Origin of the sequence: Cognatiyoonia sp. IB215446 (assembly GCF_033963825.1) — a bacterium.
Taxonomy (GTDB): Bacteria; Pseudomonadota; Alphaproteobacteria; order Rhodobacterales; family Rhodobacteraceae; genus Yoonia.
Genome location: NZ_JAXBMD010000004.1, coordinates 186,274 through 209,157 on the forward strand (window position 1 = coordinate 186,274; position 22,884 = coordinate 209,157).

At 59.7% G+C, this 22,884-nt stretch carries 27 protein-coding genes; 25 read left to right on the forward strand and 2 right to left on the reverse strand.

Annotated features, from left to right (window positions below; genetic code table 11):
* Positions 1-256 precede the first annotated feature (256 nt).
* Together SLH49_RS16790 and SLH49_RS16795 are read left to right on the forward strand one after the other, a co-directional pair.
* On the forward strand, positions 257-844 hold the full coding sequence (locus SLH49_RS16790; RefSeq protein WP_320270309.1) for a hypothetical protein: 588 nt from the start codon (positions 257-259) through the stop codon (positions 842-844).
* A gap of 112 nt (positions 845-956) precedes the next feature.
* Positions 957-1,535, forward strand: a complete 579-nt coding sequence (locus SLH49_RS16795) for a YceI family protein (RefSeq protein ID WP_320270310.1) — start codon at positions 957-959, stop codon at positions 1,533-1,535.
* 54 nt (positions 1,536-1,589) lie between these two features.
* Here the strand turns inward: SLH49_RS16795 and SLH49_RS16800 are convergent, their stop codons facing one another.
* Positions 1,590-2,789 carry a cytochrome b/b6 domain-containing protein gene (locus tag SLH49_RS16800; RefSeq protein WP_320270311.1) on the reverse strand — a complete coding sequence of 400 codons (1,200 nt, stop codon included), beginning with the start codon at positions 2,787-2,789 and terminating at the stop codon, positions 1,590-1,592.
* 170 nt (positions 2,790-2,959) lie between these two features.
* Here SLH49_RS16800 and fabD point away from each other — a divergent pair, with 170 nt between their 5' ends.
* The 3 genes from fabD (at position 2,960) to SLH49_RS16815 (ending at position 5,085) form a co-directional block, all read left to right on the forward strand.
* Positions 2,960-3,904 (forward strand): ACP S-malonyltransferase, encoded by a 945-nt coding sequence (gene fabD, locus SLH49_RS16805; protein ID WP_320270312.1) that lies wholly within the window; start codon positions 2,960-2,962, stop codon positions 3,902-3,904.
* A 14-nt stretch (positions 3,905-3,918) separates the two neighbouring features.
* The gene (gene fabG, locus SLH49_RS16810) at positions 3,919-4,656 is read left to right on the forward strand and encodes a 3-oxoacyl-[acyl-carrier-protein] reductase (RefSeq protein ID WP_320270313.1); all 738 of its coding nucleotides are present in this window, start codon (positions 3,919-3,921) and stop codon (positions 4,654-4,656) included.
* Between the two features lie 195 nt (positions 4,657-4,851).
* On the forward strand, positions 4,852-5,085 hold the full coding sequence (locus SLH49_RS16815; RefSeq protein ID WP_320270314.1) for an acyl carrier protein: 234 nt from the start codon (positions 4,852-4,854) through the stop codon (positions 5,083-5,085).
* A 17-nt stretch (positions 5,086-5,102) separates the two neighbouring features.
* On the opposite strand, the gene SLH49_RS16820 is transcribed toward SLH49_RS16815, so the two are convergent.
* Positions 5,103-6,011 carry a hypothetical protein gene (locus SLH49_RS16820; protein WP_320270315.1) on the reverse strand — a complete coding sequence of 303 codons (909 nt, stop codon included), beginning with the start codon at positions 6,009-6,011 and terminating at the stop codon, positions 5,103-5,105.
* A gap of 162 nt (positions 6,012-6,173) precedes the next feature.
* Here SLH49_RS16820 and fabF point away from each other — a divergent pair, with 162 nt between their 5' ends.
* From fabF to SLH49_RS16920, 20 genes are all read left to right on the forward strand, one after another.
* Positions 6,174-7,433: a beta-ketoacyl-ACP synthase II gene (gene fabF, locus SLH49_RS16825; protein WP_320270316.1), complete on the forward strand. Its 1,260-nt coding sequence runs from the start codon at positions 6,174-6,176 to the stop codon at positions 7,431-7,433.
* Positions 7,433-8,590: an endolytic transglycosylase MltG gene (gene mltG / locus SLH49_RS16830; protein ID WP_320270317.1), complete on the forward strand. Its 1,158-nt coding sequence runs from the start codon at positions 7,433-7,435 to the stop codon at positions 8,588-8,590. The genes fabF and mltG overlap by 1 nt, the downstream gene beginning before the upstream one ends.
* A 164-nt stretch (positions 8,591-8,754) precedes the next feature.
* Positions 8,755-9,081, forward strand: a complete 327-nt coding sequence (locus SLH49_RS16835) for a hypothetical protein (RefSeq protein ID WP_320270318.1) — start codon at positions 8,755-8,757, stop codon at positions 9,079-9,081.
* Complete coding sequence (locus SLH49_RS16840; RefSeq protein ID WP_320270319.1) at positions 8,972-10,375, forward strand: DNA-packaging protein; 1,404 nt, start codon at positions 8,972-8,974, stop codon at positions 10,373-10,375. The genes SLH49_RS16835 and SLH49_RS16840 overlap by 110 nt, the downstream gene beginning before the upstream one ends.
* A 109-nt stretch (positions 10,376-10,484) precedes the next feature.
* A complete protein-coding gene (locus tag SLH49_RS16845) occupies positions 10,485-11,663 on the forward strand; it encodes a phage portal protein (RefSeq protein WP_320270320.1) in 1,179 nt (392 codons plus the stop codon).
* Positions 11,656-11,868: a hypothetical protein gene (locus SLH49_RS16850; protein ID WP_320270321.1), complete on the forward strand. Its 213-nt coding sequence runs from the start codon at positions 11,656-11,658 to the stop codon at positions 11,866-11,868. The genes SLH49_RS16845 and SLH49_RS16850 overlap by 8 nt, the downstream gene beginning before the upstream one ends.
* A complete protein-coding gene (locus SLH49_RS16855; RefSeq protein WP_320270322.1) occupies positions 11,865-12,395 on the forward strand; it encodes an HK97 family phage prohead protease in 531 nt (176 codons plus the stop codon). The genes SLH49_RS16850 and SLH49_RS16855 overlap by 4 nt, the downstream gene beginning before the upstream one ends.
* 21 nt (positions 12,396-12,416) lie before the next feature.
* Positions 12,417-13,598 carry a phage major capsid protein gene (locus tag SLH49_RS16860; protein ID WP_320270323.1) on the forward strand — a complete coding sequence of 394 codons (1,182 nt, stop codon included), beginning with the start codon at positions 12,417-12,419 and terminating at the stop codon, positions 13,596-13,598.
* A gap of 165 nt (positions 13,599-13,763) precedes the next feature.
* Positions 13,764-14,363, forward strand: a complete 600-nt coding sequence (locus tag SLH49_RS16865) for a head-tail connector protein (protein ID WP_320270324.1) — start codon at positions 13,764-13,766, stop codon at positions 14,361-14,363.
* On the forward strand, positions 14,360-14,698 hold the full coding sequence (locus tag SLH49_RS16870) for a head-tail adaptor protein (RefSeq protein WP_320270325.1): 339 nt from the start codon (positions 14,360-14,362) through the stop codon (positions 14,696-14,698). The genes SLH49_RS16865 and SLH49_RS16870 overlap by 4 nt, the downstream gene beginning before the upstream one ends.
* Positions 14,695-15,108, forward strand: a complete 414-nt coding sequence (locus tag SLH49_RS16875) for a DUF3168 domain-containing protein (protein WP_320270326.1) — start codon at positions 14,695-14,697, stop codon at positions 15,106-15,108. The genes SLH49_RS16870 and SLH49_RS16875 overlap by 4 nt, the downstream gene beginning before the upstream one ends.
* A gap of 25 nt (positions 15,109-15,133) precedes the next feature.
* Positions 15,134-15,550, forward strand: a complete 417-nt coding sequence (locus tag SLH49_RS16880) for a phage major tail protein, TP901-1 family (RefSeq protein WP_320238867.1) — start codon at positions 15,134-15,136, stop codon at positions 15,548-15,550.
* Positions 15,550-15,864, forward strand: a complete 315-nt coding sequence (locus SLH49_RS16885) for a gene transfer agent family protein (protein ID WP_320270327.1) — start codon at positions 15,550-15,552, stop codon at positions 15,862-15,864. Before SLH49_RS16880 ends, SLH49_RS16885 begins: the two co-directional genes overlap by 1 nt.
* Positions 15,864-16,058, forward strand: a complete 195-nt coding sequence (locus tag SLH49_RS16890) for a rcc01693 family protein (RefSeq protein WP_320270328.1) — start codon at positions 15,864-15,866, stop codon at positions 16,056-16,058. Before SLH49_RS16885 ends, SLH49_RS16890 begins: the two co-directional genes overlap by 1 nt.
* Positions 16,051-16,710, forward strand: a complete 660-nt coding sequence (locus tag SLH49_RS16895; protein ID WP_320270458.1) for a phage tail tape measure protein — start codon at positions 16,051-16,053, stop codon at positions 16,708-16,710. Before SLH49_RS16890 ends, SLH49_RS16895 begins: the two co-directional genes overlap by 8 nt.
* A gap of 12 nt (positions 16,711-16,722) precedes the next feature.
* Positions 16,723-17,355, forward strand: coding sequence for a DUF2460 domain-containing protein (locus tag SLH49_RS16900; protein WP_320270329.1), 633 nt, complete (start codon positions 16,723-16,725; stop codon positions 17,353-17,355).
* A complete protein-coding gene (locus SLH49_RS16905) occupies positions 17,352-18,236 on the forward strand; it encodes a DUF2163 domain-containing protein (RefSeq protein WP_320270330.1) in 885 nt (294 codons plus the stop codon). The genes SLH49_RS16900 and SLH49_RS16905 overlap by 4 nt, the downstream gene beginning before the upstream one ends.
* Complete coding sequence (locus tag SLH49_RS16910) at positions 18,233-18,664, forward strand: NlpC/P60 family protein (protein WP_320270331.1); 432 nt, start codon at positions 18,233-18,235, stop codon at positions 18,662-18,664. The genes SLH49_RS16905 and SLH49_RS16910 overlap by 4 nt, the downstream gene beginning before the upstream one ends.
* 5 nt (positions 18,665-18,669) lie before the next feature.
* Entirely contained in the window at positions 18,670-22,560 is a 3,891-nt protein-coding gene (locus SLH49_RS16915) for a baseplate megatron protein TIM-barrel domain-containing protein (RefSeq protein ID WP_320270332.1), read from the forward strand.
* A gap of 43 nt (positions 22,561-22,603) precedes the next feature.
* Positions 22,604-22,858, forward strand: coding sequence for a hypothetical protein (locus tag SLH49_RS16920; protein ID WP_320270333.1), 255 nt, complete (start codon positions 22,604-22,606; stop codon positions 22,856-22,858).
* The last annotated feature ends 26 nt before the right edge of the window (positions 22,859-22,884 follow it).

A 22,884-nucleotide genomic window follows, 5' to 3' on the forward strand; every position in this document is an offset into this window, starting at 1 on the left:
CCAGTTCATATATCGGCGCATTTCAAAGGATGGGCGGTTGACCCCGGGCGTCCCATCCACGAGAGACTGCGCAGTTCATCAGATTGCCCGCGGGATACGGCCTTATACATAGATGCCGCGCTCTTGCAAGCCTTGCCGTGACGTGCGCGTGAGTCCGTTTGGCAACAATCCCAGATTTCTTAACGATGCCTTGAGCTTGCCCATATATTGCCGGGTTTATTGTGCAACAAAACAGCATCGAGCAAGGAGAATGCACATGGCCGACATGCAAGCATCAGTGGTGGGGTTTCAGGATCAGCTCGCCAAACCGTCCAGTTTTTCGGTTGAAGATACCTACTGGGGTTACATTGTGCGTGCCGGTCACGGCCCATCGCTGGGTGTGGTCGTTGCGCAGGCGGTTTGCTTTTTCTTCGGTGTTTGTTTGCTGACCGCTGCGGTGGGTATTCTGATTTTGCCTGCGCTCTTTTTCGATGGTGGCATTGGCACGATGCGCCTGGGTGCCGCCGCACTCTTTGGCGGTGCTGCCGCTTACCTTTTGTGGTTTGCGAGCCGTGGCACACAGGCCGAAGTGCATGTCGATACAAGCGTCGGCGAATTGCGCGAGGTGATTTGCAACCGCGCAGGCAAGCCCACGACCGTGGGCGCCTATGGGTTCGACACGATCAGCGGGGTGTACCTTGACACCGATGAGGCCAACAACAAGGCCGTGCTGACCGTGCGGTATCGCAATACATCGCAAAGCGTGATGGTTGCTCAAGGGACCGAGGCACAATTGGTTGGATTGCGGGATCGTTTGGCAAGCGACCTGATGGTCACGCCGACAACAACAGAGCACGCGGCCTGATTTCGCCCGATCTGTGGCGTTGAACAGAATTTGTTCAGATTTGTAGAGTTGCGCAATTTGTCGCAGCGCTATTTGTGTGGGTTACGATTGCAACCCACGCAAGGAGCCCACAATGAACTACGCATGCGCCGCAGCCGTTTTGGCCGCAACAGCACTGGCAACGCCAGCATTGGCCACGGCAGAGGATTACATCCTGGACGCCAGCCATAGCCAAATCATGTTCACCTATAACCATCTTGGTTACTCGACGACTTACAACATGTTCTCCGGTTTCGAGGGTGAGATTTCCTTTGATCAGGAAGACCCTGCTGCCTCTTCCGTCAGCGTCTCTTTCCCCGTGCGCACCATGTTTACCGGCTGGGAAGCACGGTTTGACCACTTCATGGGCGACGATTTCTTTGCTGCCGCCGAAGATGAGATGGTCACGTTTCAGTCGACCTCGATTGAAGTGACGGGCGACGACACGGCGCTCATCACTGGTGATCTGACGCTGAATGGTGTGACGCAGGCTGTTGTTCTGGATACCAAGCTGAACCAGGTCGGCATGCATCCGATGGCCGAGAAACCCTGGGCGGGCTTTGATGCGACCACGACTTTGCTCCGCTCTGACTTCAATGTGGGCGCGTTTGCCCCATTCGTCAGCGACGAGGTTGAGGTGCAGATCTCCATCGAAGCGATGCAGGCCGAGTAGCCTGACAACAGGATGGTTTGAGGGGGCGGTTGCAATGGCAGCCGCCCTTTTTTTTTACTCCGTGGCGCGTGTTGCGGTCAGACTTATGCTGATCCCGACCCCAAACCCAAGATTGGATTCGTCTGTGACGCTGTTGCCAATGGCAAATTCGCGACGGTCAAGCGCCACGATGCCCGTCATGACGGCTGTGTCGCCGTCCAATGTCAGCGCGAAGGGCAGGGTGACTGGCACGGTGCTGTCCTTGATTGTCAGTGTGCCGTCCGCGACATAGTCGGTTTCACCGCGTGTGATCTCTGCGCTGAAGGTCGCGGTGGGAAAGGCCTCGACGTTGAAAAAATCTGCCCCCATGGCCTGCCCGGTGACGGAGCCAAGCTCAAGCGATCCGATGGCGATGGTTGTCGTGACATCTCCTAAAACACCTTCGGCTTCCGGGTCGAAGGTGATGGCGGATGTCCATTCATTGAAGGTGCCAGTCACCTGACTGCCAAACTGGGTCACCGTGATTTCGAGGCTGCCCTCGGCGACCTGCCAATCGGATGAAACCTCTTCCAGTGCTACTGTGGCATCCACGGTTTCATGATGTGTGTAAAGGCCAGCCATGGCGCCGCCGCCGGTGGCAAGCACATAGATCGCGACGGCGGCAGTCGGCGCAGTCAGCGACTTTGGGTTGGCAGGCACGTCCGGCGCCTCGGCATTGCCGAACCACATTCGCCGCATGGTCGCGTCTTTATCGACGATCTGGTGTTTCAGTGCGCCTGCGATATGCAGCAGGATCGCGCCCACCATGATCTTGCTCCAGACCCAATGAAGCCCGGCGAAAAGCTCGGAGACGCCTTCATCCTTAGGCACAAGCGGCAAGCCCTGACCGATGGGCAATAGGATCGGGGCAAAACCGGCAGACGCGGCATGGTGTATCCATCCGGTGAGTGGCACCGCCACCAGCGAGATGTAAAGGAGCCAATGCACCATCTCGGCAAGCTTCGTCTCTAAAGTCCGTTCGGGGTGAAGCGAGCCGGGCTTGGGCTGCCCAAGTGCCCAGAGGATCCTCGCGAGTGCCACGGCAAAAACCAGAACGCCAAGTGTTTTGTGGAAAGAGAAAAGCTGCGCCTTGAATGCGAGCTGATCATTTGTTTCATAAGGCAGCCGGTTCGCCACCACCCCCAGGATGATCGCGGTGATGATGAGAAGTGCGGTGAGCCAGTGAAAGGTTTTGGTCACCGTCCCATATGTCGTGGTGCTGTTTGTCGCTGCCATCGTCTGCTCCGATATCTGAGTTCAAGGCTAACTCTCTTGTGATACGAAGCAAGCCTCAGCTTTATTCGCAGAGGCACAGAGATTGTGCAGATATGAAAAATGCCCAGCTTGCTTGTCGCGGGCTTGCGTCCGCGTTAAGCGAGGGCAAGCAACGAAGAAGTGGGGGACAGATGCGGGCATTCGTATTTCCGGGACAGGGTGCGCAGGCAATCGGGATGGGCAAAGCCTTGGCTGACGCCTATCCAGCTGCAAAAGCTGTGTTCGATGAGGTGGATGATGCGCTGGGAGAGCCGCTGTCAAAGCTGATCTGGGAAGGCGAACTGGCCGATCTGACGCTGACAGCGAACGCGCAGCCCGCATTGATGGCGACCTCGTTGGCGGTCATGCGGGCGCTGGATGCCGAAGGGGTCAAGGTGACATCTGCATCTTTTGTTGCAGGCCATTCGTTGGGGGAATACTCCGCGCTGGCCGCTGCTGGTGCGCTGAGCATCGCAGATACTGCGCGTTTATTGCGGGCACGCGGCACCGCAATGCAAGAGGCCGTGCCTGTTGGTGTCGGAGCCATGGCGGCCCTGTTGGGGCTCGACTTTGAGACGGTGCGCAGCGTCGCCGAAGATGCCGCGCAAGGCGAGGTCTGTGAGGCCGCGAACGACAACGATCCGGCACAGGTCGTCGTTTCGGGTCATAAGGCTGCGGTTGAACGCGCGGTGGAGATCGCCAAGGCAAAGGGTGCCAAACGCGCGGTCTTGCTGCCGGTCAGCGCCCCATTCCATTGCAGCCTGATGGCACCGGCCGCAGAGGTCATGGCGACAGCACTTGAAGCGGTCGCGATTTCGGAGCCTGCGGTGCCGGTTGTGTCCAATGTCAAAGCCGAAGGCGTGACGGACCCCGATGAGATCCGCGCGCTGCTGATCCAGCAGATCACAGGCTCTGTCCGGTGGCGCGAATCCGTGGCCTTTATGGCGGCGCAAGGCGTTACGGATGTCTTCGAGATTGGAGCGGGCAAGGCGCTGTCGGGCATGGTGAAGCGTGTTGATCGTGCGTTGACGGCTACCGCTGTCAGCACGCCGGATGACGTGCAGGCGTTGGCCGCAAAGATCAAAGAAGAGACTTAAGGAAGGGCAGGGACATGTTTGATCTGACAGGAAAGAATGCGCTGATTACTGGAGCATCCGGCGGTATTGGCGGCGCAATTGCGAAGGCGGTTTATGATGCCGGGGCTTCGGTTGGCCTGTCGGGCACGCGGGTCGAACCGCTTGAGGCATTGGCCGCGAGCCTTGGTGAGCGCGCCCATGTCCTGCCATGCAACCTGAGTGATGCAGAGGCGGTGAACGCGCTGCCCAAACAGGCCGCCGAGGCGCTCGGCTCGGTCGATATCCTTGTGAACAATGCAGGCATCACGCGCGACAATATCTTCATGCGGATGTCGGACGAGGAATGGGCGAGCGTGTTGGAGGTTAATCTGACTTCCACCATGCGGCTTTGCAAAGGTGTGATCCGCGGGATGATGAAATCGCGCTGGGGTCGTATTGTGAATATCTCATCGGTTGTCGGGGCGACGGGCAACCCGGGCCAGGCGAATTACGCAGCCTCAAAGGCGGGGATGGTCGGCATGTCAAAGTCGATCGCTTATGAAGTGGCGAGCCGGGGCATCACGGTCAATTGCGTGGCACCCGGCTTTATCACCACAGCCATGACCGACAAGCTGACCGAGGATCAGAAGGCGGGAATTCTGGCGCAGGTTCCGGCTGGCCGAATGGGCGATGCGGATGAGATTGCGGCGGCGGTCTTGTACCTTTCCAGCACGGAAGCAGCTTATGTTACCGGTACCACCTTGCATGTGAATGGTGGCATGGCCATGTTCTAAAACTGCGGTGTGAAACCGTTTGCCTATGTGGAATTCTCTGTTATAGGCCACGCAGATTTGCCGGAACGCGGTTGTGACGCAGCGTCACACGCAATAAGCGCAGATTGGCAAAAGCCCCATATCAGCGGGCGTGAAGAACGGGCATGCGCCCAAGGTTAAATCGGGCCTGAGCCCAGAAAGACATGAGGAATTGATATGAGCGACGTTGCAGACCGCGTGCGCAAGATTGTTGTTGAGCATCTTGGTGTTGAAGAAGACAAAGTGACGGAAACTGCGTCTTTCATTGATGATCTGGGCGCTGACAGCCTGGATACCGTTGAACTCGTCATGGCGTTTGAAGAGGAATTTGGCATCGAGATTCCTGACGACGCCGCCGAGACCATTCAGACATTCGGTGATGCGGTCAAATTCATCGACGGCGCACAGTAAGCGTCTAGAATTTTTGACTAGGCGGCGTCCAATTGGGCGCCGCTTTGCTTTTGTCGTGTGGCGCCCTTTTTCGTGCGCACCTCCTGAACCACATCGAGGCTGACGCTGCGCTTGAATTGTACGCCAGTATAATGTGCATTCGTCCACATCACGCTGGCTGAAACCCAATCATCTCCAATCAAGACATCGAGCGCCGTGCCTTTTGACGGTGGCACATCCTGACCATGGCGCAGTTTGGTGCCGTAGCAGTTGATGTCGATCAGTCGTCCGGATCGTGTTGCATTGCCGAGCCGATAGGCCGTCTTGTACGTCACTGCATGACGTTTCGCGCGGCGTTTCCGGCGCACAGAAAAGCGGTGCCAAAGCCGGATGATGACAAGGGTGCTCAGGCCAATGCTCGTGAAGAGAAACAGGTTGGTCCAACTGATGAGTTGCTCGGCGGCTTCGCGGATGATCTCGACGGCATCATCATCAGAGGTGTCAGTGATTGCGATTGCAGCGGCATCTTCGGCTGCCGCAATCTCTTCTGCGGTGCAGCGCAGGTCGACCAGATACGAGCGGACATTGGCAAGGTTGGTGCGCACCCGCGATGTGAAATGCGGTGCAACACTGTTGGGGTCATCGAGGCTGGCCAGTTCCAGCAGTGCACGCGTGTTTTGCAGAAAGCGCGTGAAGGTGTTTCCCTTGATGGCCAGCGCATTGCTTTCGACCGCCTCAAGCGCTGCTCGGTCGCTGATATCGCTGACGGTGTTGCGCAACATGCGGATGTCATCGACAAACATCACTGAGTCTGGATTTCTGGCGAGACGGGTCTGGATGCCGTGCAAACGGTCAATGTCGGCGATGACAAGGCAACCTTGTGAAGCCGACTGCGCTTGCGCGCCGGTGGCTAGGCAAATCGCAAAGGCGCAGGCCAGCAGGCGCACTCGACATCCCTTCTTTCACTGAGACCTGATGATAAGCGCGCGCCGCTTAAGCATTCATGAAGTGGCGTCAGGTTGCCGATGACAGCGTATTGGCTGCCCTTGCTCCTTCCTGCGGGCCTGGGGTATCAGTAGTGCAAATACGCCAAGAGGTGAGGGCAGGAAATGCGTCGCGTTGTAATCACAGGCCTGGGGTTGGTCACACCCCTGGCAGATGGTGTTGAGCATAGCTGGAGCCGCATTCTGGATGGGCAGTCCGGCGCTGGGCCGATCACGGGTTTTGATCCCAGCAGATTGACGACGCAATATGCCTGCGAGGTTCCGCGCGGCGATGGCAGTGATGGCACGTTCAATGCTGACGCCTATCTGGATCCGAAAGAGCAGCGCAAAGTCGATACGTTCATTCTGTTCGGCATGGCCGCCGCGCAACAGGCGATTGAGGATGCCGGTTGGCAACCCGATGATCGCGAAGCGCAGGATCGCACAGGCGTGCTGATCGGGTCTGGGATCGGCGGTTTGAACTCAATCGCCAACACATCGATCATGATGGCCGAGAAGGGGCCGCGGCGGGTGTCGCCATTCTTTGTGCCGGGTGCATTGATCAATCTGATCTCTGGTCAGGTTTCTATCAAATACGGGTTTCGGGGGCCGAACCATTCGGTTGTCACGGCTTGTTCAACCGGTGCGCATGCGATTGGCGATGCATCCAGGCTGATCCAGTATGGCGATGCGGATGTGATGGTTGCGGGTGGTGCTGAGGCTGCGATTTGCGAGGTGGGGATTGCTGGTTTCAATGCTTGTAAGGCGTTGAGTACAAAGCATAACGATGATCCAACAAAGGCGAGCCGCCCTTGGGATGAGGACCGTGATGGCTTTGTCATGGGCGAGGGGGCAGGCATTGTCGTCTTGGAAGAATACGAACACGCCAAGGCGCGAGGCGCGAAGATCTATGCCGAGGTGCTGGGCTACGGGCTGAGCGGGGATGCGTATCATATTACCGCGCCGCCGCCGGATCACGAGGGGGCTGAGCGCGCGATGCGGGCGGCGTGCCGCAATGCGGGCATTGAGCCTTCATCCATTGACTACGTGAATGCCCATGGCACATCGACCATGGCGGACACGATTGAGCTGGGCGCTGTTGAGCGGCTGGTGGGCGACGCTGCGGCGAATTTGGCCATGTCGTCAACGAAATCTGCGACGGGGCATTTGCTGGGTGCGGCGGGGGCGATCGAGGCGATCTTTTCGATCCTGGCGATCCGCGATCAGGTGGCGCCGCCAACGATCAATCTTGATAACCCTGCAGCCGAGACCAAGGTGGATCTTTGCGCCAATGAAAAGCGTCCTAGGAAAATTGATATCGCGCTTTCGAACTCATTTGGCTTCGGTGGGACCAACGCAAGCGTCATCTTTGGGAAAACCGACTGATGTGGCGCCATATCGCCTCCAACGCAATGACGTTTCTGATCGTGGCGCTGTTTCTGATGGTCGGCGCTGTAGCTTGGGGCACGCGGGAGTACAGCGCGTCGGGGCCTTTGGAGGCGGCGATCTGTCTTGAGGTGCCAAGTGGCGGTACATTTGGCGGTTTGAGCAATGATCTGATCGAAGAAGGTGCCATTACATCAGCGTTCATTTTTGAGACCGGTGCCGACTACACCGACAAAGCTGGCGATTTGAAAGCGGGGCGTTTCCGCGTGCCGGAAAGCGCGTCGATGGAAGAAATCGTCGATATCGTGACGCGTGGCGGACGGAATACGTGCGGGACGGAAGTGATCTACCGGGTCGGCATTACGCGGACGCTGGTGGATGTGCGCGAGCTTGATCCCGCGACGAACCAGTTTCGCGAGATCGTGAGCTTTGATGTCGCGGATGAAGAAATCCCTTCAGAATATACCGAAGTGCGTGGTGATAATGGCGCGAGTTACCGGATCGTCGTCGCGGAAGGTGCCACGAGTTGGCAGGTGGCGAATGCGCTCAGTCAGCTGGACGTTTTACGCGCGGACGTGACTGATACACCGTCGGAGGGGTTCCTTGCACCCGGCGACTACGATGTGAGCGCAGGGGATGCTGTATCCGCTGTGGTTGAGCGGATGCGGGAGCGACAGGAGGAGAACCTGCGCACGGCATGGCAGAATAGGGCGGATGGATTGCCGCTGGCCTCTGCTGATGAGGCGCTGGTACTGGCCAGTATCATCGAGAAAGAGACGAGCGTTCCCGATGAGCGGCGGCAGGTGGCAAGCGTCTTTGTGAACCGCCTGAACCGGGGCATGCGGTTGCAGACGGACCCCACTGTGATTTACGGCATTACGCGGGGAGAGGGCGTTTTGGGGCGCGGCTTGCGGCAGAGTGAGCTAAGGGCAGCAACACCTTGGAATACATACGTTATTGAAGGGTTGCCTCCGACGCCAATCGCCAATCCGGGCCGCGCAAGTATCGAAGCGGCGCTGAACCCTGATACAACTGATTACATCTTTTTTGTGGCTGATGGCACTGGCGGGCACGCATTCGCGACCAATCTTGATGATCACAACCGCAATGTGGCGCGTTGGCGTGAGATCGAAGCGCAGAGGGCGAATGACGGTTAACATCTGGTCGTGGTTAACAAAGTCTTGATGTGGCGTGCGTATCGCAACCCCGGATTGATTGACTTTTTTGTGGCCGCAAACGTAGCCTTAAACCCGCTAGAAAGCAGGCATTTTTCGCCTGTTTCTCGACTGTAACGGAAGTATCCTTACAGGCTTTGTTAATCATGACTGAATTGGACGAACGGGGGCAATTGGCCCCTGATGATGCGCAGACGCGCATTGGTGAACTTGCTGATCTGTTTCGCAGTTTGCGCACGACGGTCAGGCTGGCGATTGCGCAAATGGGATCTCCCGACGCGCAAACGCCGAAAGCGACACTTTCCAAACTGAACGAATTGCAATCCGTACATTTCAAACTGCTTGAGGCAGAGGAGGCGTTTTATGCCAGACAAGAAAAAGGCGACGACACCGCAGACATCGATTTTGACGCCATCCGCGCTGAGATCGGGTGCCAACTTGATCGCCTCCGCAAAGCCCTGCCAACAGAGTGAATTTCTGGATGCGCTGACGCCCGCGCAGGCTTTGGCGCTGCCTTATCTGTTCGATTTCTGGGCCTTGCCGCATCAGGTGCCACCTGCCGGAGATTGGCGCACATGGGTGATTCTGGGCGGGCGCGGTGCGGGGAAAACCCGTGCGGGTGCGGAATGGGTGCGGACAATGGTCGAGGGGCCCACGCCCTGCGCACCAGGGCGTGCCCGGCGCTTGGCGCTGGTGGCGGAAACGATGGAGCAGGCGCGCGAGGTGATGGTCTTTGGCGAGAGCGGGATTATGGCGGTGTCGCCGCCGGATCGCAGGCCGGAGTGGATTGCGGGGCGGCGGTTGCTGGTGTGGCCGAATGGCGCGCAGGCTTATCTTTACTCTGCGCATGAGCCGGAGAGCTTGCGGGGGCCGCAATTTGACGCGCTGTGGGCCGATGAGCTTGCGAAATGGCGCAAGGGGCAGGCAGCGTGGGATATGCTGCAGTTCTGTTTGCGTTTGGGAGACGATCCGCGGGCCTGTGTGACGACGACACCGCGCTGGGCGAAAGTGCTGCGCGATCTCTTGGAGCGTGACAGCACCGTTACAACGCACGCGCCGACCCAAGCGAACCGGGCCAACTTGGCGGAGGGGTTCCTGGAAGAGATTGAGGCGCGCTATGGCGGTACTTCGCTGGGGCGGCAGGAGATTGACGGGGTGCTGCTGGCAGACATTGATGGTGCATTGTGGTCGCAGGAACAATTGCTAAGCGCGCAAGTGGATGAGGCGCCGGTTTGCGACCGTGTGGTGGTTGCGATTGATCCGCCGGGCTCGTCGCATCGCGGATCGGATGCTTGCGGGATTGTCGTGGCGGGTGTGGTCATGCAAGGGCCGGTGCAGGATTGGCGTGCTTATGTGATCGAGGATGCCTCAATTCAGGGTGCGCGCCCGACGGATTGGGCCAAGGCTGCGATTGGTGCGATGCATCGCCATGATGCGGACCGGCTGGTGGCGGAGGTCAATCAGGGTGGTGAGATGGTGGAAAGCGTGGTGCGCCAGGTTGATCCGCTGGTTCCCTATCGGTCCGTCCATGCCAGCAAAGGCAAGGTGGCGCGGGCTGAGCCGGTGGCGGCGCTTTATGAGCAGGGGCGGGTCTGGCATGCCCGTGGTCTGGGGCTGCTGGAAGATCAGATGTGTCAGATGACGACGCGTGGATTCGCAGGAACGGGTTCACCCGACCGAGTCGATGCGCTGGTCTGGGCTTTGTACGATCTGATGATTGAACCGGCCAAGACCTGGTCAAACCCCAAGATACGTGGGCTGGGATAGTGTTGCGGGGGCACCGCGCGGTGGTGTCCCGGCTTCGTAAGACCTTTGCTGCAAATTGTCTTTCGTGGATCGCAGACGGCCATCATCGGCCGGCACCGAGGAGTTTTGGATGTTTGAGTTTTTAAATCGTGCAAAGCCGGATGCGGCAGCGGTTGAGGTCAAGGCCTCGGCTGCGGGACGTGTGCGCGCGATGTCCGGTGCCGGCCGCGTGGCCTGGTCCCCCCGCGATGTGGCGTCTTTGACGCGTGCGGGGTTCACGGCGAACCCGATTGGGTTTCGCGCCGTGAAACTGATTGCGGAGGCTGCGGCTTCCTTGCCCGTGGTCGTGCAGGATGCGGAGCGTCGGTACGAGACGCATCCTGTCCGTTCTTTGCTGGCCCGGCCAAATGCGGGGCAAGGCCGTGCGGAGTTGCTGGAGGCTTTGTTCGGGCAGGTGCTGCTGACGGGCAACGGGTATCTTGAGGCAGTGGCCGATGAGGATTTGCCGGTTGAGCTGCATGTTCTGCGCTCTGACCGGATGTCGATTGTGTCGGGCGCGGATGGTTGGCCGGTTGCGTATGAGTATAATGTGAGCGGGCGCAAGCATCGCTTTGCTGTGGCTGATGGGCTGAGCCCGATTTGCCATATCAAGAATTTCCACCCGCAGGACGATCATTACGGATTCTCGGCCCTACAGGCCGCGGCTGCTGCGATTGACGTCCACAATGCGGCGTCGCGCTGGTCGAAAGCTTTGCTGGATAATGCAGCGCGGCCTTCGGGGGCGATTGTTTATCGTGGTGCGGATGGGCAGGCCTCGCTGAGTGCGGATCAGTATGATCGTTTGCTGGGTGAGATGGAGACGCAGCATCAAGGGGCGCGGAATGCGGGGCGGCCGATGTTGTTGGAGGGTGGCCTCGATTGGAAGCCGATGGGCTTTTCGCCGTCGGATATGGAGTTTCAGAAGACGAAGGAGGCGGCGGCGCGGGAGATTGCGATTGCCTTTGGGGTGCCGCCGATGCTGCTGGGGATCCCGGGCGATGCCACTTATGCGAATTATCAGGAGGCGAACCGGGCGTTTTATCGGCTGACCGTGCTGCCGCTGGCGGCGCGCGTGATGAGTGCGATTGCGGAGTGGTTGTCGGATTTCACGGGCGAGACGGTCGAATTGCGACCCGATCTGGATCAGATCCCGGCGCTATCGGCTGAGCGCGACGCGCAGTGGCGCCGGGTGAGCGAGGCCGCGTTTTTGACGGATGCGGAGAAGCGCGCGCTTCTGGGCTTGCCAGCGCTGGAGGTAGGTGATGGATAACAAGATTGTCGATATGCATGGCAATCCCCGCCAACAGACCCAGCCGCCGGTTTCCGATTTCTGGTTCGCGCAGGTGGATGTGCGGCTGGGCCGGATCGAGTTCATGGTGTCGCGATTGGAGCGGCAGATCTGGTTGATCGTCTGCGGCTGTGCCGGATTGCTGATTTTCGAAATTCTCAAAGCGCTAAGCGGGGGAGCCCAATGAACCTGGAACATAAATTTTGTGCGCTGGGCACGGATGTGACTGTGACCGATGGGACGGTGATCAGTGGGTATGCCTCGCTTTTTGGCAAGACGGATCAGGGCGGTGATGTGGTTGAGGCGGGGGCCTATGCGGCCTCGCTTTCCAAAGGGCGTGGCGTGAAGATGTTGTGGCAGCATGATCCGGCTCAGCCGATTGGTGTGTGGGACGAGGTGCGCGAGGACGACCGGGGGCTTTGGGTGAAGGGACGGCTTTTGACTGATGTGGCCAAGGGCCGCGAGGCGGCGTCGCTGATTGGGGCGGGTGCGATTGATGGGCTTTCTATCGGCTATCGCACCGTCAAGGCCCGCAAGGATGACAAGGGCAATCGCCTATTGTCGGAACTGGAACTTTGGGAAGTGTCGCTGGTCACGTTCCCGATGCTTCCTGATGCGCGTGTGGGGGCCAAAGGGGATGATCCGGCGGATGCCGCGATGCGTGATTTGGCTGCGGCATTTGTGGATGCACGCCGGGTGATGGCCCGAACCTAACCAACATCAAAGGAACGATTGATGACGATGACTGAGAGGGATTCTCGGGCCGGGGAAGATGTGTCTCCTGCCCAGGCTTTGAATGCGGCGATTGCCGGTTTCATGAGCGATTTCAAAGACTTTTCCAACGGCGTGAATGCCAAACTTCAAAAACAGGATGACCGGATGAACAAGCTGGATCGAAAGACAATGATGAATGCGCGCCCTGCCTTGGCGGCGGCAGCAAGCGAAGAGGCCCCGCATCAGAAGGCATTTGCGGCCTATCTGCGCTCGGGCGATGATGATGGCCTGCGTGGGCTGGAGCTGGAAGGCAAGGCGCTGAATACGAGCGTGGCGGCCGATGGTGGGTATCTGGTTGATCCGCAGACTGCGGCGACGATCCAGAGCACGTTGTCTTCGACGGCCTCCATCCGTTCGATTGCCAATGTGGTGAATGTGGATGCGACCTCTTACGACGTGCTGGTTGACCACACGGAGCTTGGCGCTGGCTGGGCGACAGAGGCCTCGACAATTACAGAGACGGACACGCCGCAGATTGAGCGGATCTCGATCCCGCTGCATGAACTCTCGGCCTTGCCGAAGGCGTCGCAGCGTCTGCTGGACGATTCTGCTTTTGATATCGAAGGCTGGCTGGCTGGCCGGATTGCGGACAAGTTTGCACGGTCTGAGGCGAATGCTTTTGTCGCGGGTGACGGCGTGGACAAGCCGACCGGCATCCTGAACTACACAAGTGTCGATAATGACAGCTGGAGCTGGGGCAATATCGGTTATGTGCCCTCTGGTACGGCTGGTGGCATTACGCGCGCCGATCCGATTGTGGACCTCGTCTATGCGCTGGGTGCGGAATACCGCGCGAACGGGACGTTCGTGATGAACTCCAAGACCGCCGGCACTGTGCGTAAGCTCAAGGACAATGACGGTCGCTTTGTGTGGGTCGATGGTCTGGCGGTGGGTGAGCCTGCGCGCCTGTTGGGTTACCGCGTGCTGATCGCCGAAGACATGCCGGATATTGCGGATGATGCGATGGCGATTGCCTTTGGTGATTTCTCTGCCGGTTACACCGTGGCTGAGCGCCCTGATCTGCGCGTGCTGCGCGATCCGTTCAGCGCCAAGCCGCATGTGCTGTTCTATGCGACCAAGCGTGTGGGCGGTGCCGTCAGTGATTTCGCTGCGATCAAGCTGCTGAAATTCGCGGTCAGCTAAGGCTTGGCCCGCGAAGGGGCGCGCCCTCATGCAGGGCGTGTCCTTCCCGGACGCATGCGAGACATCCTTCGTGTTGTCTAGCTGCTCCCTTCCGTCCGAGCAATGCGGAGGGTGTGCATGCGTCCGGGATCCCATCGGACGAGACGTGATTTTCGGAGTATTTCCATGATGTTAGTCGAAGAGACCACCGTGCCGCAATCGGCCTTACCGGTCGCACAATTACGAGAGCATTTGCGTCTTGGTTCGGGGTTTTCGGACGACGATTTGCAGGATGTGGTGCTGGAGAATTATCTGCGCGCCAGCATTGCCGCGATTGAAGCGCGGACCGGCAAGATCCTGATTGAGCGGGAGTTCAGCTGGACGCTGACCGCCTGGCGTGACGGACGCAGGCAACCGCTGCCCGTGGCGCCGGTGAATGCGATTTCTGGCGTCATGCTGATTGACATGAATGGTGATGAGAGTTTTGCCGATGGCGATGCCTGGTATCTGGAACCTGATAGCCAGCGCCCAAGTCTGAAGGCGGTCAGCAATTGCCTGCCTGCGGTGCCTGTGAACGGGTCCGTGCGGATTGGGTTGCTTGCGGGCTTTGGTCCCGAATGGGGCGATTTGCCAGCTGACCTGTCGCAGGCCGTGCTGATGCTGGCGGCGCATTATTATGAATATCGTCATGAGGTTTTGAATGGGGCGCCCGCGATGCCCTTTGGCGTCGCATCGCTGATTGAACGCTATCGGACGGTGCGCCTGTTAATGGGGGGGCGGGTATGAACGCCCCGCATTTGAATCGCGCACTGACTCTGGAGGCCCCGGTACGGGTGCCTGATGGTGCAGGGGGTTACACGGCAGATTGGCAGGTGCTTGGCGTCATCTGGGGTGAGGTGAAGGCCGGGGCGGGGCGGGAGCGTGCTGCTTTTGCCGTGACAGTCTCACGCGTGCCTTATCGGATTACCGTGCGTGCGGCACCTTATGGGGCACCGTCGCGCCCTGTCGCGGGGCAGCGTTTTCGCGATGGCGCACGTGTATTTCACATCAATGCCGTGGCCGAGAAGGGCCATGATGGCCGGTTCCTGACCTGCCATGTCGAGGAAGAGGTGGCGTCATGAGTTATGGTGTTGCGGCGGCCTTGCAGGGTGCTGTGTTTCAGGCCCTGTCGAACGATGCGACTCTGGACGGGCTGGTGAGCGGTGCCATCTATGACGCTTTGCCCGCCGGTGCGTTGCCCGCGCTTTACGTGATCCTCGGATCGGAGGATGTGAAGGATGCCTCTGATCAGACGGGTGGCGGGGCGCTGCATGAATTCACTGTGTCAGTCGTGACGGAGAGTGCCGGCTTTGCGTCGGCCAAGGCAGCCGCTGCGGCTGTGAGCGATGCGCTGGTTGATGCGCAGCTGACGCTGACGCGGGGCAGCCTTGTGTCGCTGAACTTCTACAAAGCGAAGGCCGCCCGCATCGGTACCGGCGATATGCGCCAGATCAACCTGATTTTTCGTGCCCGCGTGGCGGACGACACGTAACCCATTTTGTTAAAGGAGTGAGCCGATGGTGGCCCAGAACGGTAAAGACCTGCTGATCAAGATCGATATGACAGGTGGTGGATCATTTGAAACGGTGGCGGGCCTGCGTGCGACGCGGATCAGCTTCAATGCCGAAAGTGTCGAGGTGACGAGCCTGGAAAGCTCGGGCGGGTGGCGTGAATTGCTGGGCGGCGCGGGGGTGAAGACGGCTGCGATTTCCGGTTCTGGCGTCTTTAAGGATGAGGCAACGGATGAGCGTGCGCGTCAGATTTTCTTCGATGGAGAGACGCCGAATTTTCAGGTGATCATTCCGGATTTCGGGACGGTGGAAGGCGCGTTCCAGATCACGTCGATCGAATATGCGGGGTCGCATAATGGGGAGGCGACTTATGAATTGTCGCTGGCCTCGGCCGGGCCATTGACCTTTACGGCACTGATCTGATGGCGAACCCCTGGACGGGAGAGGTTAGCGTGACCATCGATGGGGTGCCCCATGTCTGCAAACTGACATTGGGTGCCTTGGTGGGGCTTGAAGAGGCATTGGGCGAAAGCTCCTTGGTGGCGCTGGCCGAGCGGTTTGAGGCGGGGCGGTTTTCCAGCCGCGATGTGATGGCAGTGATCGTCGCAGGACTGCGTGGCGGGGGCTGGCAAGGCGCGTCGGCGGATCTGATGCGGGCCGAGATTGCGGGCGGGCCCGTGGGGGCGGCGCAGGTGGCGGCCACATTGCTGGCCCGCGCTTTTGCGGTGCCGGATTGATGGATTGGACAGGTTTGTTGCAGGCGGGGCTGGGGCGGCTGCACCTGCGGCCAGCGGAGTTCTGGGCGCTGACACCGATAGAGCTGCAGCTGATGCTGGGTGTGACAGGCACCGAGGCGCCGATGGGCCGGATGCGTCTGGATGATTTGCTGAAAGCCTATCCCGACGAACTTAAGGACGAAGATGATGGATGAGATCGACCAAATCGATGGGCTGGAAAGTGATGTGCAAGCGCTCGAAGCGACCCTTGGTGACGCCCGCGCCGTCACAGCGGCCTTTGATAGCCAACTGCGTGGCGTGCAAGGCACTTTGGCCGACACGACGCGCGATCTTGGTAATCTGGAGCGGGGTTTTTCGGGCGGTTTGCGGCGCGCCTTTGACAGTTTGATCCTGGATGGGGCAAGCCTGTCAGACGCGCTGGGCGGGCTTGCGCAATCGATGGTGAACGCGGCCTATTCAGCGGCGATGAACCCGGTGACAAACCAGTTGGGCGGCGTTCTGGCCAACGGTCTGAATGCGGCGGTTGCGAGCATCATGCCCTTCGCCGATGGCGGGTCGTTCTCGCAAGGGCGGGTGACGCCCTTTGCCAAAGGCGGAGTGGTCAGCTCCCCCACGACATTTCCAATGCGGGGTGGGACGGGCCTGATGGGCGAGGCCGGGCCTGAGGCGATTATGCCATTGGCCCGTGGCGCTGATGGCCGGTTGGGCGTGCAGGCCCAGGGCGGGCGCACGGTCAACGTGACCATGCAGATCAACACACCAGATGTGCAAGGCTTCCAGCGCAGTCAAAGCCAGATTGCCACCCAGATGGCCCGCGCTTTGGGCCGTTCACAGCGCAATCGTTAAGGGGAGAACGAGATGGCATTTCATGAGGTGAGATTTCCCGCATCGTTGAGCTTTGGCTCGGTCGGGGGACCGGAGCGGCGCACCGATATCGTGACGCTCGCCAATGGGTTTGAAGAACGGAACACGCCATGGGCGCATGGGCGTCGGCGCTATGATGCGGGGCTTGGGCTGCGGTCATTGGATGACCTTGAAACTCTGATTGCGTTTTTTGAAGCGCGTCAGGGACAGCTGATCGGGTTTCGTTGGAAGGATTGGAGCGATTACCGGTCCTGCACGCCTTCGGACGACATCTCGGACAGCGACCAGTTGCTGGGCGTCGGTGATGAGCTGACCGATACTTTACAGCTGACCAAAACCTATCGCTCCGGTGTGTTTTCCTATGCGCGGCCAGTCAGCAAGCCCGTTGAGGGGTCGGTGCGCGTCTCTCTCGGGGGGGATCCGCTGCAAGAAGGGGTGGATTACACTGTTGATTATGGTAGCGGGCAGGTCAGCTTTGCGCATCCGCCTGACGTGGGTGCGGAGATCAGGGCCGGGTTCGAGTTTGATGTGCCGGTCAGGTTCGACACCGACCGCATCATGACCTCGATTTCGAACTTTCAGGCCGGTGAGGCGCCGAACATTCCGGTCGTGGAGATCCGGGTATGACAGAGCCAGCTTTGCTTGCGCATCTGGCGACAGGTGCCACCCATATATGCCACTGCTGGGCCGTGAAACGGAAAGATGGGCTCGTGCTGGGCTTTACCGATCATGATCGCGCGTTGTCGTTTGACGGAATCAATTTCCAGCCGGAAAGCGGGCTGACGGCGCGCGCGCTTGCGAGTACGACCGGTCTTTCCGTGAACAACTCCGAGGCGGTTGGTGTGCTGTCTTCCGATGCAATTTCGGACGCGGATATCGAAGCGGGGCGCTACGATGGCGCCCTGGTTGAGATGTGGCTGGTGCAATGGGATGATCCGGATGTGCATCAGTTGCAGTTTGCCGGAACGCTGGGCGAGATCACGCGGGGAAGTGGTGGTTTTGAGGCGGAACTGCGCGGGCTGTCCGAGGCGCTGAACCAACCGCGCGGGCGATCCTATCTGAAGACCTGTGGTGCGGTGCTAGGTGACAGTCGCTGTGGTGTTGATCTGAATGATCCCAACTTCATGGTGATCCGCGATTTGGCTGCCCCGACTGATGGTGTGGAATTCCGCTTTGCGGATCTGAGCGGGTTTTCGGAGGGGTGGTTTCAAGGTGGTGTGCTCACCATCGAAACAGGTGACGGTCGCGGATTGAGCGCGATGATCCGGGAAGATCTGCGAGAGGGTGACATGCGCGTGTTGCGTTTGTGGGAGTCAATCCGGTCGCCTGTCGCCGTGGGGGACTGGGTCAAGATAACGGCCGGGTGCGACAAGCGGCCTGCGACATGTCGCGAGAAATTTGCCAACTTCCTCAACTTTCAGGGGTTTCCGGATATTCCCGGCGATGATTGGCTTGTCAGCGTGCCGCGATCCGACCGGCCCAATCGTGGCGGGAGCCGAAGCCGGTGAGTGTGGCCATTGTTGAGACTGCACGGAGCTGGATGGGCACCCCATATCTGCATCAGGCGTCACGCAAGGGTGTCGGCTGCGACTGTTTGGGCTTGCTGAGAGGTGTCTGGCGCGAGGTTTTTGGAGCTGAGCCGGAGCAGGTGCCTATCTATACCGCCGATTGGTCGGAGCCGCAGGGGGATGAGCGGCTTTATCGCGCCGCGATGCGACACATGCAGCGGGTTGATGAGGCGATGCTTGCGCCGGGTCAGGTGCTGCTCTTTCGGATGCGTGACGGTGCGGTGGCCAAGCATTTGGGCATCGTTTCGGCGGCGGATCCCGCGCCGCGATTCATCCACGCCTATGCCGGGCATGGGGTCTGTGAAAGCCCGCTTTCGCAGCCGTGGCGCAAACGGATCGTCGCACGTTTCGAGATTTCACAAGGATAAATGACATGGCAACGATAGCGCTTTCTGCTGCCGGGATGGCTTTGGGCGGCTCCATTGGCGGCTCGGTTCTTGGCATTTCAATGGCCGCGATTGGTCGTGCCGCGGGGGCTGCGATTGGCCGCCGTCTGGATCAGCAACTGCTAGGGGGCGGCAGCGAGCCGGTGGAGAGCGGGCGAGTTGACCGTTTTCGCCTCACAAGTGCTGCGGAAGGTGCGGATGTGCAGCAGGTCTTTGGCCGGATGCGCGTGCCGGGGCAGGTGATTTGGGCGTCGTCCTTTAAGGAGGAACGCAGCACGTCCGGTGGCGGCAAAGGCGGGCCGCCGGAGCCGGAAGTAACCACTTATACGTATAGCGTGAGCCTTGCGATTGCGCTGTGCGAAGGGGAAATCAACCGGGTGGGCCGGATCTGGGCTGATGGTGAAGAACTCTCAAGAGAGGATCTGAACCTCCGGGTTTACCATGGCGCGACCGATCAGATGCCCGATCCGAAGATTGCGGCGGTTGAGGGGCTCGAGAATACGCCGGCCTACCGGGGGACGGCGTATGTCGTTTTTGAGGACCTTGCCCTTGGGCAGTTCGGCAATCGCATTCCGCAGTTTACCTTTGAGGTGATGCGTGCTGGCGTTGATGATCTGTCCGATCAAGTGACCGGCGTCGCGCTGATCCCCGGCACGGGCGAATATAGCTTGGCGACGTCGCGGGTGTACTTGTCACCCTCGTTCGGTCAGCAGGTTGCGATTAACGCGAACTCTCCGTCAGGGCGAAGCGACTTTTCCACCGCGATGGACGCGCTGGAAGGCGAGTTGCCGCAATGCAAGTCGGTGGTGCTGGTCGTGTCCTGGTTCGGGGATGATTTGCGCTGTGGCGATTGCCTGATCAAACCGAAGGTCGAGCAGAAAGATGTTGATGCATCGCGGATGCCGTGGACGGTGTCCGGACAGGATCGCGATGCTGCAGAGCGTGTGCCGTTTCGTGAAGGTGCGCCGGTTTATGGTGGCACGCCGGCTGACGCGTCGGTCGTGCAGGCGATTTCATCCATGCGCGCGCGCGGGCTTAAGCCTGTCTTTTATCCCTTCATTCTGATGGAACAGCTTGAGGGGAATACGCTGATCAACCCCTATACGGGCTCGCCGGGCCAGCCGGTCTTGCCATGGCGGGGTCGGATCACAAGCGCGCTGGCATCCGGCGTGGAGGGCAGCCCGGATGGCACAGCGCTCGCGGCAGCTGAGGTTGCGGCTTTTATGGGCAACGCGGACCCGTCGGATTTTGCGGTGTCCGGCACATCAGTGCGGTACACGGGCGCGCCGGATTGGGGTTATCGCCGGTTTATCCTGCACTATGCCCATCTTTGTCAGGCAGCAGGCGGGGTTGATGCGTTCTGCATTGGCTCGGAAATGCGCGGCCTGACGCAGATTAGGGGGGCTGGGAATTCCTTCCCGGCAGTTGCGGCTCTGCAGGCGCTCGCTGCGGATGTGCGCAGCATTCTGGGGCCGGATTGCAAGATCAGCTATGCTGCCGATTGGTCAGAATATCATGGCTATCAGCCGGTGGGCACGAGTAACAAATTCTTTCACCTCGACCCGCTTTGGGCCGATGAGAATATCGATTTCATTGGCATCGACAATTACATGCCGTTGTCTGATTGGCGGGATGCTGAGGGCCACGCCGACGTGGAGGCGGGCAGTATCTACAACCTCGACTATCTGCGCGCCAATGTGGCGGGCGGCGAAGGCTATGACTGGTTCTATTCCACGCCCGAAGCGCGGGATGCGCAGCGGCGGACGCCCATCACTGACGGCGATGGTGAGCCATGGGTCTGGCGCTACAAGGATTTTGCAGGTTGGTGGTCAAACCCGCACCACGACCGGATAGATGGCGTGCGGCAGAGCACCTCGACTGCCTGGATTCCTGAAAGCAAGCCATTTTGGTTCACGGAATTTGGTTGTGCGGCGATCGATAAGGGGACCAATCAGCCCAACAAGTTTCTTGATCCAAAATCCTCGGAATCGCGATTGCCCTATTATTCGAACGGGCGGCGGGATGATTTCATGCAGATGCAGTATCTTAAGGCGGTCTATGCCCATTTCGCTGATCCGGCGAATAATCCCTCATCCTCTGAATTTGACGGGCGGATGGTGGACACCGCGCGCATGCATGCCTGGGCATGGGATGCGCGGCCCTATCCGTTCTTCCCGGCAAATCAGGCCTTATGGTCGGATGGGGACAATTACGCGCGGGGTCATTGGCTGAATGGCCGGGCGACCAGTAGGTCGCTGGCCTCGGTCATGGCGGAGATTTGTGAAAGATGGGATGTCACGCGCTATGACGTTTCGCGGCTCTATGGTGTTGTGCGCGGCTATGCGATCAGCGATGTCAGCTCCGCGCGTGCAGCAGTGCAGCCCTTGATGCTGGCCTATGGGATTGAGGTGCTGGAACGTGGTGGTGTGCTGGTCTTCCGCAATCGCGATGGGCAGGCGACGGCAACACTGGACGAAAGCGCGCTGGCGTTGAACCCGGAGACCGATCAGTCTGTGATGTTGACGCGGTCGCCTGCCGCGGAAACCCCCGCGCGTGTGCAGATCAGCTATCTGGATGTGGATGCGGACTATGATCCGATTGCCTCAGAGGCGATCCATCCCGACCCGATTAGCCCGAATGTGACGCGCAGTGAGTTCCCATTGGCGCTGACCCGTGCAGAGGGGCAGGGCGTTGCGAACCGCTGGCTGCAAGAGGCGCGGCTGGCCGAAGAAAGCGCCCGCTTTGCCCTGCCGCCGTCGCGCATGGATATCGAGGCGGGTGATGTCGTGGCGCTGCAGACCGATACCCATCATGGCCGGTACCGTATCGACCGGATCGAAGATGCCGGCTTGCGCCTGATTGAGGCGACGCGGGTAGCGTCCAGCGTCTACACATCGCAGGAGCTTCCGGCAGACGGCCCGGTTTTGCCCCCTGTGGTCACTCCCGTCCCGGTGACGCTGCAATTCCTGGACCTGCCGCTGCTGACCGGGGATGAGGTGCCGCATGCACCTTTTGCCGCGGCGACAGCAATGCCTTGGCCAGGGGAAGTTGCACTTTACAGCGCGCCGCAGGATAGCGGCTATGCGCTGCAGGATGTGCTGACCAGCCCCGCCACGATGGGCCTTTCGGAAACGCCACTTGCCGCGGGGCCGGTTGGGATCTGGGATCGGCAGGCACCGCTTGAGGTGACACTGGTTGATGGAGCGCTGGGCTCTGTCGATGCGACGGCGTTGTTTGCCGGGGCGAATACGCTTGCGATTGGCGACGGGACGCCGGATTTCTGGGAGATCATTCAGTTCCAATATGCTGAACCTGTGGGGCAAAACCGTTTTGCGTTGCATGGGCTGCTGCGGGGGCAGGCGGGCAGTCGCGGGCTCATGCCGGATGTCTGGCCGGTCGGGTCACGTGTTGTGCTGTTGGACGGCGTGCCTGCGCAGATCACGCTACCCTCAGCCGCACGTGGTATCACGCGGCATTTCAGGTATGGCCCGGCCAAACGCCCTATGTCAGACGAGAGCTTTCTTTACGCAAGTTTCGCATTTCAAGGGAACGGATTGCGGCCTTATCCAGTTGCGCATCTGCGCGCAAAGGACGGCGTTGCTGGATTGGACGTCTCGTGGATCAGATGTGGCCGGATCGACGGCGATGTGTGGACTGATGGTGAGATTCCGCTCGGCGAAGACGAGGAACTCTATCGCGTGCGGATCATTCAGGACGGCGTGACGCGGCGCAGCGAGACCGTCACTATGCCCGGTTGGACCTATGCAGCGGGAGATCTGGCGGCGGAGGTCGGGTCTGCGCCTTACCGGCTGGAGGTGGCGCAGGTTTCGGCCCGCTTTGGTGAAGGGTTATGGTCGGCGTTGGTGATGCAGGCGTAACGCTGTGCGGCCCGTGAACATAGCGGATATTGAGGTCGGCGTGATGGCGTTGCTGGCTGTGCCCAAAAGCGAACGTGCCGGACTGGCCCGCCGCTTGTGTGACCATGCGCGTACTGCTGATCGCCATCGCGCGCGCACTCAAAAGCTCCATCCTCGCTATGGAACGGGGACTCTGATGTCGGCAGCGCAAGGCTATCAGAAGGTTGCGCGCAACGCCATCAATCCAACTGAGTTCTTGTTTTCACTGCAAATTCTCGTCGATACACTCTGCGCGTGCCAGCGCGATCAATCCTCGTGATGGGCCAGATCGCGGCTTTATTCTTG

What these genes read in the sequence shown, in the direction of transcription:
- SLH49_RS16790 (WP_320270309.1), top strand. Translation starts at nt 257, where the DNA reads ATGGCCGACATGCAAGCATCAGTGGTGGGGTTTCAGGATCAGCTCGCC.
- SLH49_RS16795 (WP_320270310.1), top strand. Translation starts at nt 957, where the DNA reads ATGAACTACGCATGCGCCGCAGCCGTTTTGGCCGCAACAGCACTGGCA.
- SLH49_RS16800 (WP_320270311.1), bottom strand. Translation starts at nt 2,789, where the DNA reads ATGGCAGCGACAAACAGCACCACGACATATGGGACGGTGACCAAAACC.
- fabD (WP_320270312.1), top strand. Translation starts at nt 2,960, where the DNA reads ATGCGGGCATTCGTATTTCCGGGACAGGGTGCGCAGGCAATCGGGATG.
- fabG (WP_320270313.1), top strand. Translation starts at nt 3,919, where the DNA reads ATGTTTGATCTGACAGGAAAGAATGCGCTGATTACTGGAGCATCCGGC.
- SLH49_RS16815 (WP_320270314.1), top strand. Translation starts at nt 4,852, where the DNA reads ATGAGCGACGTTGCAGACCGCGTGCGCAAGATTGTTGTTGAGCATCTT.
- fabF (WP_320270316.1), top strand. Translation starts at nt 6,174, where the DNA reads ATGCGTCGCGTTGTAATCACAGGCCTGGGGTTGGTCACACCCCTGGCA.
- mltG (WP_320270317.1), top strand. Translation starts at nt 7,433, where the DNA reads ATGTGGCGCCATATCGCCTCCAACGCAATGACGTTTCTGATCGTGGCG.
- SLH49_RS16835 (WP_320270318.1), top strand. Translation starts at nt 8,755, where the DNA reads ATGACTGAATTGGACGAACGGGGGCAATTGGCCCCTGATGATGCGCAG.
- SLH49_RS16840 (WP_320270319.1), top strand. Translation starts at nt 8,972, where the DNA reads ATGCCAGACAAGAAAAAGGCGACGACACCGCAGACATCGATTTTGACG.
- SLH49_RS16845 (WP_320270320.1), top strand. Translation starts at nt 10,485, where the DNA reads ATGTTTGAGTTTTTAAATCGTGCAAAGCCGGATGCGGCAGCGGTTGAG.
- SLH49_RS16850 (WP_320270321.1), top strand. Translation starts at nt 11,656, where the DNA reads ATGGATAACAAGATTGTCGATATGCATGGCAATCCCCGCCAACAGACC.
- SLH49_RS16855 (WP_320270322.1), top strand. Translation starts at nt 11,865, where the DNA reads ATGAACCTGGAACATAAATTTTGTGCGCTGGGCACGGATGTGACTGTG.
- SLH49_RS16860 (WP_320270323.1), top strand. Translation starts at nt 12,417, where the DNA reads ATGACGATGACTGAGAGGGATTCTCGGGCCGGGGAAGATGTGTCTCCT.
- SLH49_RS16865 (WP_320270324.1), top strand. Translation starts at nt 13,764, where the DNA reads ATGATGTTAGTCGAAGAGACCACCGTGCCGCAATCGGCCTTACCGGTC.
- SLH49_RS16870 (WP_320270325.1), top strand. Translation starts at nt 14,360, where the DNA reads ATGAACGCCCCGCATTTGAATCGCGCACTGACTCTGGAGGCCCCGGTA.
- SLH49_RS16875 (WP_320270326.1), top strand. Translation starts at nt 14,695, where the DNA reads ATGAGTTATGGTGTTGCGGCGGCCTTGCAGGGTGCTGTGTTTCAGGCC.
- SLH49_RS16880 (WP_320238867.1), top strand. Translation starts at nt 15,134, where the DNA reads ATGGTGGCCCAGAACGGTAAAGACCTGCTGATCAAGATCGATATGACA.
- SLH49_RS16885 (WP_320270327.1), top strand. Translation starts at nt 15,550, where the DNA reads ATGGCGAACCCCTGGACGGGAGAGGTTAGCGTGACCATCGATGGGGTG.
- SLH49_RS16890 (WP_320270328.1), top strand. Translation starts at nt 15,864, where the DNA reads ATGGATTGGACAGGTTTGTTGCAGGCGGGGCTGGGGCGGCTGCACCTG.
- SLH49_RS16895 (WP_320270458.1), top strand. Translation starts at nt 16,051, where the DNA reads ATGGATGAGATCGACCAAATCGATGGGCTGGAAAGTGATGTGCAAGCG.
- SLH49_RS16900 (WP_320270329.1), top strand. Translation starts at nt 16,723, where the DNA reads ATGGCATTTCATGAGGTGAGATTTCCCGCATCGTTGAGCTTTGGCTCG.
- SLH49_RS16905 (WP_320270330.1), top strand. Translation starts at nt 17,352, where the DNA reads ATGACAGAGCCAGCTTTGCTTGCGCATCTGGCGACAGGTGCCACCCAT.
- SLH49_RS16915 (WP_320270332.1), top strand. Translation starts at nt 18,670, where the DNA reads ATGGCAACGATAGCGCTTTCTGCTGCCGGGATGGCTTTGGGCGGCTCC.
- SLH49_RS16920 (WP_320270333.1), top strand. Translation starts at nt 22,604, where the DNA reads ATGGCGTTGCTGGCTGTGCCCAAAAGCGAACGTGCCGGACTGGCCCGC.